Below are 14,835 nucleotides of genomic sequence, written 5' to 3' on the forward strand. Positions count from 1 at the left end.
ACGCCTGTACTTAGGTGGACCTATTCACGACCGCCATGTGGAAGGCCCCCACCCCTCAAGGTGGTCGAGTTGCCGGACAACGCTGGTCGAGTAGCCGGACCACGCTGGTCGAGTAGCGCGAGGAACGAGCGCGTATCGAGACCACGACCACGCATCGACCCCCGATCGCCATCTGCGCGTCGCCCCAGGGTCGCCCACGTTGGGCCAGCCTGACCGCATGAAGCGCATCGCCTCGGCCGGGCTGCTGCTCGGCGCCCTGCTCGCCCAGCCCGTGCTCGCCGGTCCGGCAGTCGCAGCCCGCCCGCCGGGCCCGCCGCCGCGCGTCGCGTTCGACCTGCAGGCCCACCGCGGCGGCATCGGCGAGCGCACCGAGAGCTCCATCTCCTCCTTCGACAACGCGCTGCACACGGGGGTGTCGACGCTGGAGCTGGACACCCAGATCACCAAGGACGCCAAGGTCGTCGTCACCCACGACCGGCAGACCAACCCCGACGTCTGCCGCGACACCGCACCGGCGACACCGGGCGACCCGCAGTTCCCCTACGTCGGCAAGTACGTCAAGGACCTCACCCTCGCCCAGCTGAAGACCCTCGACTGCGGCTTCCAGCAGCGCCCGGGCTACCCCGAGCAGGTCAACACCCCCGGCTCGCGGATGATCGAGCTGTCCGACGTGTTCGACCTCGTGAAGAGCCACCGCGCCAACAAGGTCAGGCTCAACGTCGAGACCAAGGTCGAGGCCGGAGCACCCGAGCAGACCGCCCCGCGCGAGCAGTTCGTACGCCTGGTGCAGCGCGAGATCGCCCGCTCGGGTCTGTCGCGCCAGGTCACGGTGCAGAGCTTCGACTGGGGCGCGCTGCGGGTCATGAACCGTCTCGACCCGTCGCTGCCGCTGGTCGCGCTGACGAACAGGGACTTCCTGCAGGTCGGGCAGCCGGGCGCCTCGCCGTGGCTCGGCGGCCTCGACGCCGACGACTTCGGCGGCGACTTCGTCGCGGCGGCCGACGCCATCCCGGGCGTGACCACGCTGTCGCCGGTCGACGGGTTCCCGCAGGGCTGCTCGGTGTCCGACCCGGCCTGCGAGCCGTACGTCACCCGCGACATGGTCCAGCGCGCGCACGACCGCCGGCTCAAGGTCGTGCCGTGGACGGTCGACGACCCGGCGACCTTCCGCTACCTACTGAGCACCGGCGTCGACGGCATCATCACGAACTACCCGACGCGGGCGCGCGCCATCCTCGCGGCGGAGGGCTACAAGCTCCCCAGGCCGGTCAAGCAGCCCAAGCAGGTCGAGTAGAACGCAAGCAGGTCGAGCAGCCCCCAGGCGGTCGAGTGGAACCCAAGGCGGTCGAGTAGCGGCGAGGGACGAGCCGCGTATCGAGACCCACCCGGCATCGAGCAGCCCTAAGGCGGTCGAGTGGCGGCGAGGGACGAGCCGCGTATCGAGACCCACCCGGCATCGAGCAGCCCTAAGGCGGTCGAGTAGCGGCGAGGGACGAGCCGCGTATCGAGACCCACCCACCCGGCATCGAGCCACGCGCACATCGACCACGGCGCCGCACGACGGACCGGCACAACCGTCCCGAACGGGCCGATTCGGAGCCGTCGGACCCGTTGTGCCGGTCCGTTGTCGGGTGGCGCGGGTTACCGGAGCCGGCGGGCGCCGTCACCCGGCTCGGCGACGAACGCGACCGGGGTCGGGTGGCCGGCGCGCGCCGCGGCGTCGGTGACCGCGGCCGTGACGCGATCGACCGCGCCGGCGTCGACCAGCGCGATCACGCACCCGCCGAAACCACCCCCGGTCATCCGCGCGCCGTACGCCCCCGCCGCCACCGCGGCCCGCTGGATCGTGTCGACGGTCGGGACGGTGATCTCGAAGTCGTCGCGCATCGACGCGTGCGAGGCGTCCAGCAGCGGCCCCAGCTCGCGTGGGTCGGCCCCGGAGGTCAGCAGCGCCGCGGCCTGCTCCACGCGGTCGCTGTCGGTGACCACGTGACGTGCGCGCCGGCGCAGCAGGTCGGGCAGCTCGGCCAGACGCTGCTCCAGACCGTCGACCGGCACGTCGCGCAGCTCCTCGACCCCGAGCGCCGCGGCGGCCCGCCGGCACGACTCGCGGCGCTCGGCGTACGCCCCGTCCACCAGCGCGTGCGGCGTGCGGCTGTCGATCACGAGCAGCGCGAGCCCGGCGGCCGCCGGGTCGAACGGCAGCCAGGTGATCTCGACCGAGCGGGTGTCGATCTCGAGCGCGTGACCCTTCCGGCCGCAGACCGACGCGAGCTGGTCCATGACGCCAGTCGGGGCGCCCGCCACGTGGTTCTCGGCGTCCCGCCCGAGCGCGGCGATCTCGACGTCGGGCAGGTCCCACCCGGCCAGGTCGGCCCACGCGCGAGCGGTCACACAGCTGAGCGCCGCAGACGACGAAAGCCCAGCACCCGCAGGCACGTTCGACGACACGGCCAGATCGATCCCCGGCACCGGCAGCCCCCGCTGCGCAGCCGCCCAGCCGACCCCGGCGACGTACGCCGCCCAGTCCAGACCGGCGTCCGGGCCGACGTCGCCCAGCCGCACCTGCACCGTGCTCCCGAGGTCGGTCGAGTGCACGCGCACCAGGTCGTCGTCCCGACGGCGTACGCACGCCACGGCACCGCGCTCCAGCGCCAGCGGGAGCACGAACCCGCCGTTGTAGTCGGTGTGCTCGCCGACGAGGTTGAGCCGCCCAGGGGCGAACCACGCCCCGTCGGGGGTGGCACCCAGCACGTCGCGGAAGGCGCGGTCGGCGTCGTCGAGGAGAGTCTCGATACGCGGCTCGGCCAGCGCCTCGCCGCTACTCGACCGGCTTGGGTTCTCGCCGCTCATGCTTTCTGTCGCGCTCGGTCGCGCTCCGCTGCGGCCGCGTGCTCGTTCCTCGCCCGCAACCTCCGCTGCGCGCTCCTCGCCGCTCATGCCGATCGCAGCCTCTCCGCCAGCTGCTCCGGCTGGCCGTCGTTGACCCAGCCGCCCTGGCCCGACTCGGAGCCGGCGAGGAACTTCACCTTGCCCTCGGCGCGGCGCACCGACAGCAGCTCCAGGTGCAGCCAGGCCTCCTCGCGGTGCTGGCGCGTGGGCGCCTGCTGCCACGAGGCGATGTACGGCGTCGGCTGGGAGTAGAGCCCGTCGAGCCGGCGCAGCACGTCGAGATAGACGCGGGCGAAGTCGTCGCGCTGCGCGTCGTCCAGCTCGGGCAGGTCGCGGACCCGCCGCGTCGGATAGAGATGGACCTCGATGGGCCAGCGGGCGGCGTACGGCAAGAACACGATCCACTCGTCGGTCTCGACGAGAACCCTTGTGCCAGCACGGCGTTCGGCTTCGATGATGTCGCCGAACAGGTTGCGGCCGTGCTCGGCGGCATACGCCTCGGCGCGCGCGAGCTCGCGGGCGGCGACGGGCGGGAGGTAGGGGTAGGCGTAGATCTGACCGTGCGGGTGCTGCAGCGTCACGCCGATCTCGACGCCCCGGTTCTCGAACGGGAAGACGTAGTCGACCGACCCGATCCGGCCCAGCTCGCGCGTGCGGTCCGCCCAGGCGTCGACCACCAGCCGCGCCTGCTGCGGCGTGAGACCGGTGAAGCTGGTGTCGTGGTCGCTGGTGAAGCACACGACCTCGCACCGGCCGAGCCCAGGACGCGCCTGGAACAGCCCGTCGTCGACGACCTGGTCGGCGCCCGAGCCCAGGCTGAACGAGGGGAACCGGTTCTCGAAGGCGACGACCTGGTAGTCCGCAGAGGGGATCTCGGTGTGCCGGCCGTCGCGCGAGGGGCACAGCGGGCACTCGTCGGCGGGCGGGAGGTACGTCCTCGTCTGCCGGTGCGAGGCCACCGTGATCCAGTCCCCGGTCAGGGGGTCGAGCCGCAGCTGGGAGCTGCTGGCGGCCGGCGGCAGGTCGCGCGGGTCCGGGGTGGGCGTGCGCGCGGTGCCGGCGCGGTCGTACCAGACGATCTCGCGGCCGTCCGCGAGCGTGCCGGTGGTGCGTTCCACGGTGCGGTCTCTCCTTGTCGGTGGCGTGCCCAACACTGCAGGACTACTTCGCGGCCAGCGCGAGCAGGTCGTCGAGCTGGCGGTTCAGGCCGGTCAGCGACGACACCTTCTCGCTCCCGATGTAGATCGCGTCGAGCTGGGGCTGCATGAGCGCCGTGACGTCGGCCGAGTTGGAGGTCATCGGGAACAGGAAGGTCGTGCGGTCGCGCACCTGGTCGGTGAACGGTGACACGTCGATCCCCCGCTCGGTGCGGTTGTAGTCGATCGCGGCCTGGGTGCCGGCGGGGCGCGCCGGGAAGACGACGCCGCTGCGGCCGATGATCTGCTGGCAGGCGTCGCCGGAGAGGAACTTCACCCACTGCGCCGACGTCTGCGGGCTGTCGCTGCTGCGGGTGATCGAGTCGGCGATGCCGTTGAACATCGACGCCCGCCTGCCGTTCGGGCCGACCGGTGTCGGAGCGATGCCGATGTCGAGCTTCTTGCCCTGCGCGTCGGTCAGCGACGTGAACGTGCCGAGCATCCACGACCCGCTGATCGCCATCGCCGCCTGACCGGTCTGCACCTGCTTGTCGACGCTGGTCCCCTCGGAGCCGCCGATCTCGCGGTAGCTCGGCATGAACCCCTTGCGGTTCAGCCCGAAGTACCACTCGATCGTGCGCTGCACGCCCGGCTCGTCGAAGCGGAACGTGCGCCCCCACGGGTTCTGGTCCAGCGGCTGCCACCCGGTGCTGCCGGTGAACGGCGACCACTGCGTCTGCCCCCAGTTGTCGCCGCCGCCACCGCCGCTGGCGAAGCCGTACGTCCGCACCCGGCTCTTGTCGAACCCGGCCTGGTCGCCGCGTCGGCCCCGCTCGTCGACCGTGAGCCGCGAGACGATCCGCTGGAAGCTGCCGCCGTCGGTCGGGTTCCACGTCATGGTGCTCAGCTGCTGCGGCGTGATGCCCGCGGCCGCCACCTTCCGCTTGTCGTAGAACACCGCGACGGTGTCCCAGTCCTTCGGCGCCCCATAGCGTTTCCCGTCCTGGCCCTTCCACAGCTGGCCGAGCCCGGGCTGGAACTCCGCGTCGGTGATCGTGCGCGTCGGCCCGAGCTCGTCCAGCGGCCGCAGCACGTCGAGGTCGGTGAACTGCGGGAACTTGCTGACGTGGTTGACGAACACGTCGGGCGCGGTGTCCGCGATGAAGCCCGCAGTGATCTTCGACCAGTAGTCGTCCCAGCCGTACTGCGTGATGCGGATGCGGGTGCCGGGGTTGGCGCGCTCGAACGCGTCGGCGCAGCGCTGGTAACCGGGCACCTGCGAGGCGTCCCACATCCAGTAGTCGACGGTGGTGCCGGACGAGCCGCCGGAGCCGCCGCCTCCGCAGGCGGCCAGGGACAGGCCGAGCGCGAGCGCGCCGGCGACGACGGACGTACGGCGGGTGGTGGTTCTGCGTCGCATGGTGGACCTCACTTGATGCCGCTGAAGCCGATCGAGTTCACGATCCGCCTGGCGAACACCGCGAACAGGACGAGCATCGGAAGGGCCGCGACGAGCGTCGCCGCCATGAGACCGGGCCAGTCGGGGCCGGTCTGCGGAGTCTGGCTCTTGAACACGCCGAGCCCGACGGTGAGCACCCGCGAGCGGTCGGTGTAGCTCACCATGAGCGGCCAGAAGTAGTCGTTCCACGAGGCGATGTAGGTGAGGATCGCCAGCGTCGTGATCGGGGCGGCCGACATCGGCACGATCAGCCGGAAGAACACCCGCACCTTGCTCGCGCCGTCGATGAGCGCGGCCTCCTCGACCTCGCGGGAGATGCCGAGGAAGAACTGCCGCAGGAAGAACACGGCGAACGGCGTCATGATCATCGACGGCAGCGCGATGCCGAGCAGGGTGTCGACCAGACCGAGCTGCTTGATCAGCACGAAGTTCGGCAGCAGCGTGAAGATCGTCGGGATCATCAGGCCGGCCAGGAAGAAGCCGAACACCCGGTCGCGCCACTTCCAGCGCAGCCGGGAGAAGGCGTACGCCGCGAGGGCCGAGAAGAACACCTGCCCGGCCGTGACGAGCGTCGAGACGATCATCGAGTTGAGCAGGTATCGCCAGAAGTTGATCGGCTGGCCGGCGCCGCCGGCGTCGATCGCCTCCTGCCCGGTCTGCATCCCGAAGACGCGTCGGAAGCCGCCCCAGGAGAACTGGACGGGCAGCGGGTCGCTGGCGCCGGCGTACAGCGCGTTGTTGCTCGACAGGGCCGTGCGCAGCATCCAGTAGAACGGGAACAGGCTGCCCAGCACGACGAGGACCATGAAGGCCCAGGCGAGCGCGCGGCCGACGGTGAACCGGGGCCGGGTCGCCGGCTCGGTCGGTGCGGTGGTGACCGGGTCGGTCCCGGTGGTGGTCGCAGTGGTCATGACGGCCTCAGTCCAGGTCGCTGGAGTCGGCGCGCAGCAGGCGGTACTGCACGAACGAGATGGTCATCAGCACGACCAGTAGGGCGACGGAAAGCGCTGAGGCATAACCGAACTGGAAGCGTCCGAAGGCCAGGTCGTAGATGTAGAGCTGGAGCACGCGCGAGGCGTTGACGGGGCCGCCGCCCGTCGCGATCGCGACCGTGTCGAACACCTGGAACGAGCCGACGACGGTGATGATGAGCACCAGCGCCATGATCGGGCGCAGCAGCGGCAGCGTGATGCTGAAGAACATCCGGACCTCGCCGGCGCCGTCCATCCGGCCCGCCTCGTAGACCGAGGCCGGGATGGTCTGCAGGCCCGCGAAGATCAGCAGTGCGGTGTAGCCGACGTGCCGCCAGACGTTGATGCCCGCGATGGTCGGGATGACCCAGTTCTCGTCGGTGAGGAACGGGATCCGCTCGAGGCCGACCTGGGTGAGCAGGAAGTTCCCGAAACCCAGCTGGTAGTCGAGGATCCAGAGGAAGACCATCGCCGCGACGACGTTGGAGACGAGGAACGGCGTGAGCACCACGCCGCGCAGCCAGGTGCGCTGGGTGAGGCGCTGCATCATCACCGCGATGACGAGCGCCAGGACGGTCTGCAGACCGATGTTGATGGCGACGTACTGCAGGGTGACCCGCATCGAGTTCCAGAAGATCGGGTCGCCGAGCATGCGGCGGTAGTTGTCCAGGCCGGTGAACTCCGCCGGCGTGAGCAGGTTGTAGGTGGTGAAGCTGAGGTAGATGCCCCGGATCGTCGGCCACACGAGGAAGACGAGGAATCCGATGAGGGCCGGTGCGATGAACGCGAGCGCGAGACGGGTGTCGTCGCGGGGCTTGGGTCGGGCGGTGGGAGGCTTCTTGACGGGCGCCGAACGTGACTCGGCGCGTGCGGAACTGGTTGTCATGGGCGAGGTTTCCTACATCTCGGCGCGCACCCTGAAGAGCACGACCTGGTCCGGCTGGATGCGCGGCGGTTGTACGCCGGCAGCCAGGAGAGCGGCGCCGTGCAGCACGGTGCCGGGGTAGGTGCCGTCGGCGGCCCGCTCGCCCCACCAGCGGGGCGGGACGAGGCCGGTCGGCGGCACGGCGGGGAGGAGGGGGCTGATGCGGTAGCGGCGCTCGGGGTCGAGGCCGCGCAGCACCAGCCGCGGGCTGGGGTCTTCCAGCCCGAAGTCGTGGACGACGTAGGCGAACAGGGCGTCGTCGCGGTCGGGGGACACGACGCCGTGCACCAGCACGCCGTCGCCGGGGGCGTCGATGCGCACCGTGTCACCGGTGTGCAGCAGCTCGCGCAGGTCGCGATAGACGTCGATCCACGCGCCGAGCTCGGCGAGCTCCTGCTCGCTGGCCTCGGCCAGGTCCCACTCGATGCCGAAGTGTCCGAAAAGCGCTGTGCCAGCGCGATATCCGAGCGTATGCCGGCGACCGGTCGTGTGCGACCGGCCGCTCGCGACGTGCGAGCCGCACAGCTCGGGCGGGAGCAGCTGGGTGGTCCAGCGCAGCATCTGCTGCCGCTCGTGCGGGTCGATGCAGTCGCTGACCCACACGCGGTCGCAGTGCTCCATCACGCCCAGGTCGACCCGGGCGCCGCCGGACGAGCACGACTCGATCTCCAGGTCCGGGTGGGCGGCCTTGAGCTCGGCCATCAGGCGATAGGTCGCGAGGGTCTGCGCGTGCACGGCCGGCCGTCCGTCACGGGTCCGGTCGCCGGCCTCGACGAGGTCGCGGTTGTGGTCCCACTTGATGTAGCCGATGGGGTACTCCTGCAGGAGCGCCATCATCTGGTCGCGCACGTGGGCGTACGCCTCGGGGATCGACAGGTTCAGCACCTGCTGGTTGCGCGCGAGCACCGGCTGCTCGCGGCGGGCGCCCATGATCCACTCGGGGTGGGCGCGGGCGACGTCGCTGTCGGGGTTGACCATCTCCGGCTCGAACCACAGGCCGAACTCCATGCCGTGCTCGCGCACGCGGTCGACGAGGGGGTGCAGCCCGTCGGGCCAGACGTCGGTCGAGACGACCCAGTCGCCGAGGCCCGCGGTGTCGTCGCGGCGGGCACCGAACCACCCGTCGTCGAGCACGAGCCGCTCGACGCCGAGCGCTGCGGCACGGTCGGCGAGGTCGAGGAGCCGGGGGATGTCGTGGTCGAAGTAGACCGCCTCCCACACGTTCAGCGTGACCTTGCGCGGGCTGCTGGGGTGCTCGGGTCGGGCGCGCAGCAGGCGGTGCAACCGGTGCGCGACGTCGTCGAGTCCGACGCCGAAAACGCCGTAGAGCCAAGGCGATTCGTAGGTCTCGTCACGCTTCAGCTGCACCTCGCCGGGGAGCAGCAGCTCGCCGCCGCCGATGACGCGGTGGCCGTCGAACGTGCGCTCGGCGTAGTGCACGTGGTTGCCGCTCCAGGCGGTGTGCACCGCCCAGATCTCGCCGCCGCCGAACCCGAACCCTGCCTCCCCGGCGTGCAGGACGCCGGCCGCGTCGGCGCCGGTGCGGCCCTTGCGGCCCTCGCGCAGGTGGGTGCCGACGCCGAACGGGCTGCGCTGCGGCACCTTCTCCTTGCCCCAGCGACCGGCGAGGTCGAGCAGCTCGCCCGCCCGCGCCGGCACCGGCAGCGCCAGGGTCAACCCGTCGAGGGTGTACGTCTCGCCCCGGTTGGTGAGGCGGGCGCGGCTGCGCAGCACCCCCTCCGGCGTCAGCTGCACGATCAGCTGCAGACCGAGCTGCTGCTCGGGGTCCTCCGCCTCGATCGTGACGGTGGCGGGGCCGGACTCGAGCAGGTCGGTGGCATCGGGGGTGGAAGTGCCACGGTCGTCGGGGCGCGTGGTGTGGGGGCGCGCGGTGTCCGAGCGTTCGGTGTCGAGCCGCGCGAGGTCGAGACCCGTGACCGTGAAGCGGGGCGACCAGGCGGTCCCGGTGCGCGACCCGGAGATGCCGGGCCGTCCGACGAAGCCGGTGCGGTGCTCGGGGAGGAGCGACAGGCGTACGGGCTCGTCGACGGCGTTGGACCCGACGGTGGGCACGGCGGCCTCGGCGAGCGCGCGGGCGGACTCGGGCGTCTGCGGCCCGAGGTCTGAGCCCCAGTGCACGACCGCGGGGAGCTGGGCGTCGGTGAGGTCGAGCAGGAGGGAGGTGCCGGCCGCGCGCAGGTGCACGAGGGAGGGGAGGCGGGGGTCGGTGCTGGGCATGGGGGGAGAGGGCCTTTCAGCGGGTCCGGGTCTGCGGGGCGGGGCGGGCGGTGGAGTCGCGACGGACGAGATCGCCTGGGAGAGAGAAGGTTTCGGGTGCGGCCTCGGCGGCGAGGACGAGCTCGACGGCCTTCTCGGCCATCTCCTGGTGGGGCGGGGCGACGGTGGTCAGCGGCGGGTGGAGCGACTCGACGATCGGCTCGAGGTTGTCGTGGCCGATGACGGTCAGGTCCTCGGGGATGCGCAGCCCGAGCCGGCGCGCGGCCTCGTAGGCGCCCATCGCCATCCGGTCGTTGAAGCAGGCGAGCGCAGTCGGGCGGTCGGGACGGTCGAGCAACGACAGCGCGCCCTCGAGACCGCCCGCGGTGGTGGCGGCGAAGTCGGGCGAGACGTGCACCCGCAGGTCGTCGTCCGCGCGGCCCTGCTGCTCCCACGCGGCGCGGAGGCCGGCGAGGCGGCTCTCGGCCTCCAGCGACGGGGCGATGGTGACCAGCCCGACCCGCTCGTGGCCGAGCGAGCACAGCTCGTCGACCACCAGGGCGGCCATCGACCGCTCGTCGGGAAGCACCGTCGTGACGGGCGAATCTGTCTGTGCTGTCTCAAGATTCAGCAGCACCAGCCCGCGCGATCGGGGAGTCTCGATGCGACGGTGATAGATCGAGGCGAGGATCGTGCCGCTCACCTGCTGGCCGGCCGCGTGGTCGAGCGCGTCGCGCAGGCGGGTCGGCTCGCCACCGGTCGGGAGCAGCAGCACGCGCACCCCCTGCTCCCAGCAGGCGCGATAGAGGCCGTCGAGCAGACCGAGCCCGTAGGGCAGCGTCGACAGGTCGTCCTCTGCGACGACGGCGACCGCCCGCTCTGGGGTGGTCCGCAACCGGCGGGCCGCGACGTTGGGGGTGTAGCCGAGCTGCTCGGCCGCCTCGTGGATGCGCCGGCGGGTGTCGTCGGAGACCCGGGCGGTCGCCTTGCCGTTGAGCACCACGCTGACCGTCGAGGGGGCCACCCCGGCCAGGGCGGCGACGTCGCGGATGCGCGGGACCGACATTGACGAATCCTTTCGGCAGACACGCTGAAAAAACGATTCGTCACTGTGGCACGGGTCACGCCGGAGCGGCAAGGCTCGGACAGAAAAAGGCCGCTGACCTGGGCGGATGCCTCAGGTCAGCGGCCGGGAGAGCTGCGGTGGGCGTACGTCAGACGCCGCCGCCGCCGCTCGCGTTGCGGCTCTGGTGCGCGTTGCGCCACTGGGTGCCGTTGGTGCGCGACCCCTCGGCGCCGAGCGACACCCCGTCGCTGAGGTTGCGCTTGGAGCCTCCGGCGCCGCCGCCGCGTCGCGCGACGACAGCGATCAGCCCGAGGAACACCAGCAGGACGATCGCGATGCCGATGTAGAAACCCATGACCATTCCCCCTTCGGTTGGTGACCGCCATCCTCCCACCTGCCGCGGGCGCGACGGGGTTTATGCACCGTCCGTGACCGGATCGAGGCCGCCGCCCACGGCGGGGCCGGGGTCAGTGGCCGCCCCACCCGACGTTCTTGGCCTCGGTGTGGCGCGTCTCGTTGCGCTGCCTCGTGTAGGCACTGTCGCCGGTGCCGACGCCCTCGCTCAGCTCCCGCTGCCGACGACCGCTGCCACCTCCACGGCGCGCGATGGCGTAGACCAGTGCGCCGAGCACCAGCAGCACGACGGCGATCCCGATGTAGAACCCCATGACGGTCTCCTCTGGTTGATGGCGATTGGTCGACGCCGCGGCGCGGTGGGGTGTCCGCCGAAGGGACTCACCTGCCGAAGGTGCCGCCGTGCCGCGCGTTGCGGTAATCCTGCTGCGCCTGGGCCCGGTGCAGGTTCTGGATGCTGGAGCGTTCGTGCTCGCTGCCGGTCGACAGCTGGTCGGTCAGATTGCGCTTCGTTGCCGCGCCACCACCGTCGCGCCGAGCGATGACGTAGACCAGTGCGAAGAGCACCAGCAGCACGACGGCGATCCCGATGTAGAACCCCATGGCTACCTCCCTCGGCTGCTCGTGCTTGATCAGTGGTCCGTCGGGCTGCTCACGGCGGCATCGCGCTGCCACCGCGCTTGGTCGCGAACTCGGTCGAGGCCGAGGTGTTGTTCGCTCCGCGAGCCCCGCCGGTCAACGGTTGCCGCCGGTCGACGCGCGACCGGTCCAGGTCGCGGCGGCGGCGCACCGAGTAGCCGAGCACGGCGATCAGCACGGCCAGCGTGACGACGGCTGCGATGACGTATCCCATGACGTCCCCTTTCGTCAGGACGGTGCCGCGCTGACCTTCCGGTGCGGTGCGGCGAGGTCGATCAGCCCACCGGGCCGACGGTGCCACCCGATCGTTTGGTGGCGAACTCGTTCGAGGCCGAGGTGCTGTTGCCCCGGGATCCGCCGCGGGACAGGTCCCGCGGGTCGCGGTGCGTGAGGTCGCGGTCGCCGCCACGGCGTATCGCCAGGCGGATCACCCCCACCAGCACGAGCGCGGCCACGAGGAGGCCGACGACGTAGTAGCCCATGCGAACCCCCTCCGGGAGAGTGACCTCCATCATCCCACCGAACGGCGCTCCTCGGCACGCCTTGTGACGCTTTCGGCATGAAACCGGGTTACGTGCGTTTGACCTTGATGGATTCGGGTCAAACGCACGTAACCCGGTTTCATGCGCAGGGTCGGGGGCGTGGCTCGTACGCCGGTGGCGGCTGATCAGGGCCTGGCGGGATCACCGCGCGGCGGGATCAGGGAGTGGCGGGATCAGGGAGTGGCGGGCAGGACGTGGGTCCCGTCGCGGTCGGTGGCCAGGCACAGCGAGCACAGCGCCCCGGCGCCGGTGGCCGAGTGCAGCATGTCGGGGCGCTCGAACGTCTGCGCGCACACCATGCAGTCGAGCTCGGCGGCCGAGGGGTTGCCCAGCTCGTCGCGCATCGGCAGGTGGGCGAGACCGTCGTCGCCCCGGCGAAGGTAGAACCGCCCGCCCGTCGCCACGGCGATGACCGGCGGGAGCGTCGCGGCCAGGACCACGGCGACGGCGGCCGAGTAGGGCTGCAGGCCCTCGCCCAGCGCGCCGAAGTAGCACGCGATGGACACCCCGCCGCCCACGACGACGGTGCCGAAACCGACCGGGTTGACCGCGTGGAGCATGCCGCGCCGGAACTCCGGCTCCTTGGGGGACAGGCCGAGGACGTACTTGTTGATGGTGATGTCGCTCGCGACGGCGACGATCCAGACGATGCCGAGGTTGGCGTAGAAGCTCAGGATGCTGTTGAGCACGCTGAACATGTCGGCCTCCATGAGCGCCAGCGCGATGCCCACGTTGACGAAGACGAACACCAGCCGTCCCGGGTAGCGGCGGGTGAGCCGGGTGAAGGAGTTGGTCCAGGCGAGCGAGCCGGAGTAGGCGTTGGTGACGTTGATCTTCAGCTGGGAGATCACGACGAGCACGACGGCCAGCACCATCGCGAGCCACGGCGGCATGAGGCGTTCGTAGACGGCGAGGAACTGGTGCACCGGTTCGTTCGCGACGCCGGCGCCCTCTGCCGAGCGTCCGATCAGGTAGACCGCGAGGAACAGTCCGACCGCCTGCTTCAGCGCGCCGAGCAGCACCCAGCCGGGTCCGGCGGCGATGACCGCGGTCCACCAACGTCCAGCGTTCTCAGGGGTTTTCGGCGGCATGAACCGCAGGTAGTCGATGTTCTCGGCGATCTGCGCGATGAGCGACAGGCAGACGCCCGCGGCGAGCATCGCCGAGGCCAGCGAGGCGGTCTGCTGCCCGTCGCTGCCGCGATAGTCCCAGAACGCCTCGACGCTGCCGGGCTCGACGGCGAGCAGGTAGCCGAGCGGCGCCACCATGAGCACCAGCCACAGCGGGGTGGTCCACAGCTGCATCTTCGCCAGCGCCCGCATGCCGTAGATCACGAGCGGGATCACGACCAGGCTGGAGACGGCGTACCCCAGCCACAGCGGGATGCCCAGGCCGATCTGCAGGCCCTGCGCCATGATCGATCCCTCGAGCGCGAAGAAGATGAAGGTGAACGTCGCGAAGATGACGTTGGTCAGGATCGAGCCGTAGTAGCCGAAACCGGAGCCGCGGGTGATCAGGTCGAGGTCGAGGTTGTACCGCGCGGCGTAGATCGCGAGCGGGATGCCGGTCAGGAAGATCACGGCGGCCGCGATGGCGATGCCCCACAGGGCGCTGGCGGTGCCGTACGCCATCCCGATGTTCGCGCCGATCGCGAAGTCGGCGAGGTAGGCGATCCCGCCGAGCGCCGAGGTCGCGACGACGCCGGGTCCCCACCGGCGGTACGACCGTGGCGCGAAGCGCAGCGTGTAGTCCTCCAGGGTCTCGCTGGGGTCGCCCGCGGCGCGGGTCTCGACTGGTGCGGTGGTCGTGGCCATGCGCAGACGATTCACCGCCGGTGTTGCGGTGGCGTCTGGGCGCCGTTACGTCGGTGTTAAGGCTTCGCAGCCGGGTTCGGCTGCGAGGGGGCGCCCGCGATCGCGTCGGCGATCCAGCCCCATCGCCGGCCCCACGTGGCGTCGAGCTCGGCCGTGCGCCGGGTGGCGGTGGTCGCCTTGCGCGAGCCGGCGGCGTAGTGCTTGCGGAACCAGGGGGAGCCTGGCCGCGCGAGCCGCACCGCCCCGACGAACGCGACGGCCGGGACGCAGATCGCCAGCACGATCAACCGGTACTTCCCCTTCGCGACGCAGACCAGGCAGGCCAGCACGGTGAGGGCGATGCTCAGCGCGAGCGCCCAGCGGGCCTGCTGCCCTCCGGTGAGGTCCTCCGACCGGGCGGGGGTGAACCCGAGCAGCACCAGGGCCAGGCACGACGCCGTCAGGGCGACGGCCTGCACCGACGCCTGCCCCTCCTGCGACCAGTAGACGTCGCTCAGGTGCAGGATCAGCGCGAACTCGTCGAGCACGAGAGAGGCACCCACGCCCACGAGAACGCCTGCGGTGGCACGGAATCCGCCGTGCTCGGCGCTCAGCGCGACGAACGCCCCGATGAGCAGCAGCCCCAGGCCGGGGACGGCGTGATGGATGTGCACGCCCGACGACGTGACGTTGTTGCGGAACGGTCCGCGGCCCGCGCGGATCATCCGGGTGATGCCTCGGGTGGCGAGGAAGGTGACGACGAAGGCGAGGAAGCACAGCAGCATGGGCAGCTTGCCCGCGCCGACGATCTCGACGTTCCACCATTCGCTCATGGCTCAGG

At 71.1% G+C, this 14,835-nt stretch carries 15 protein-coding genes; 1 reads left to right on the forward strand and 14 read right to left on the reverse strand.

The genetic code is table 11. From position 1 onward, the window contains the following. Window positions 1-217 precede the first annotated feature (217 nt). Window positions 218-1,294 carry a glycerophosphodiester phosphodiesterase family protein gene (locus FB554_RS01020; RefSeq protein ID WP_142004237.1) on the forward strand — a complete coding sequence of 359 codons (1,077 nt, stop codon included), beginning with the start codon at window positions 218-220 and terminating at the stop codon, window positions 1,292-1,294. Between the two features lie 347 nt (window positions 1,295-1,641). Here the strand turns inward: FB554_RS01020 and galK are convergent, their stop codons facing one another. The 14 genes from galK to FB554_RS01090 form a co-directional block, all read right to left on the reverse strand. Further along, complete coding sequence (gene galK / locus FB554_RS01025; RefSeq protein WP_142004238.1) at window positions 1,642-2,853, reverse strand: galactokinase; 1,212 nt, start codon at window positions 2,851-2,853, stop codon at window positions 1,642-1,644. Window positions 2,854-2,936: 83 nt separating this feature from the next. Continuing rightward, on the reverse strand, window positions 2,937-4,010 hold the full coding sequence (galT, locus tag FB554_RS01030; protein WP_142004239.1) for a galactose-1-phosphate uridylyltransferase: 1,074 nt from the start codon (window positions 4,008-4,010) through the stop codon (window positions 2,937-2,939). Window positions 4,011-4,053: 43 nt separating this feature from the next. Next, complete coding sequence (locus FB554_RS01035) at window positions 4,054-5,448, reverse strand: ABC transporter substrate-binding protein (RefSeq protein WP_142004240.1); 1,395 nt, start codon at window positions 5,446-5,448, stop codon at window positions 4,054-4,056. An 8-nt stretch (window positions 5,449-5,456) separates the two neighbouring features. Next, a complete protein-coding gene (locus tag FB554_RS01040; RefSeq protein WP_142004241.1) occupies window positions 5,457-6,398 on the reverse strand; it encodes a carbohydrate ABC transporter permease in 942 nt (313 codons plus the stop codon). 7 nt (window positions 6,399-6,405) lie between these two features. Next, window positions 6,406-7,344, reverse strand: coding sequence for a carbohydrate ABC transporter permease (locus FB554_RS01045; protein ID WP_142004242.1), 939 nt, complete (start codon window positions 7,342-7,344; stop codon window positions 6,406-6,408). Between the two features lie 12 nt (window positions 7,345-7,356). Beyond that, window positions 7,357-9,621: an alpha-galactosidase gene (locus tag FB554_RS01050; protein WP_142004243.1), complete on the reverse strand. Its 2,265-nt coding sequence runs from the start codon at window positions 9,619-9,621 to the stop codon at window positions 7,357-7,359. A 16-nt stretch (window positions 9,622-9,637) separates the two neighbouring features. Next, window positions 9,638-10,666, reverse strand: coding sequence for a LacI family DNA-binding transcriptional regulator (locus tag FB554_RS01055; RefSeq protein ID WP_142004244.1), 1,029 nt, complete (start codon window positions 10,664-10,666; stop codon window positions 9,638-9,640). Between the two features lie 148 nt (window positions 10,667-10,814). Beyond that, a complete protein-coding gene (locus tag FB554_RS01060) occupies window positions 10,815-11,021 on the reverse strand; it encodes a hypothetical protein (protein ID WP_142004245.1) in 207 nt (68 codons plus the stop codon). Between the two features lie 112 nt (window positions 11,022-11,133). Continuing rightward, window positions 11,134-11,334: a hypothetical protein gene (locus FB554_RS01065; protein ID WP_142004246.1), complete on the reverse strand. Its 201-nt coding sequence runs from the start codon at window positions 11,332-11,334 to the stop codon at window positions 11,134-11,136. A gap of 67 nt (window positions 11,335-11,401) precedes the next feature. Beyond that, window positions 11,402-11,623 carry a hypothetical protein gene (locus FB554_RS01070; RefSeq protein WP_142004247.1) on the reverse strand — a complete coding sequence of 74 codons (222 nt, stop codon included), beginning with the start codon at window positions 11,621-11,623 and terminating at the stop codon, window positions 11,402-11,404. A 49-nt stretch (window positions 11,624-11,672) separates the two neighbouring features. Next, entirely contained in the window at window positions 11,673-11,873 is a 201-nt protein-coding gene (locus FB554_RS01075) for a hypothetical protein (protein ID WP_142004248.1), read from the reverse strand. 61 nt (window positions 11,874-11,934) lie between these two features. Further along, window positions 11,935-12,141 carry a hypothetical protein gene (locus FB554_RS01080; RefSeq protein ID WP_170206740.1) on the reverse strand — a complete coding sequence of 69 codons (207 nt, stop codon included), beginning with the start codon at window positions 12,139-12,141 and terminating at the stop codon, window positions 11,935-11,937. Between the two features lie 233 nt (window positions 12,142-12,374). After that, window positions 12,375-14,015 carry a purine-cytosine permease family protein gene (locus FB554_RS01085; RefSeq protein WP_142004250.1) on the reverse strand — a complete coding sequence of 547 codons (1,641 nt, stop codon included), beginning with the start codon at window positions 14,013-14,015 and terminating at the stop codon, window positions 12,375-12,377. A gap of 56 nt (window positions 14,016-14,071) precedes the next feature. After that, complete coding sequence (locus tag FB554_RS01090; RefSeq protein WP_142004251.1) at window positions 14,072-14,827, reverse strand: hypothetical protein; 756 nt, start codon at window positions 14,825-14,827, stop codon at window positions 14,072-14,074. Window positions 14,828-14,835 lie beyond the last annotated feature (8 nt).

Source organism: Barrientosiimonas humi (genome assembly GCF_006716095.1).
In the GTDB taxonomy this organism is placed as follows: Bacteria; Actinomycetota; Actinomycetes; order Actinomycetales; family Dermatophilaceae; genus Barrientosiimonas; species Barrientosiimonas humi.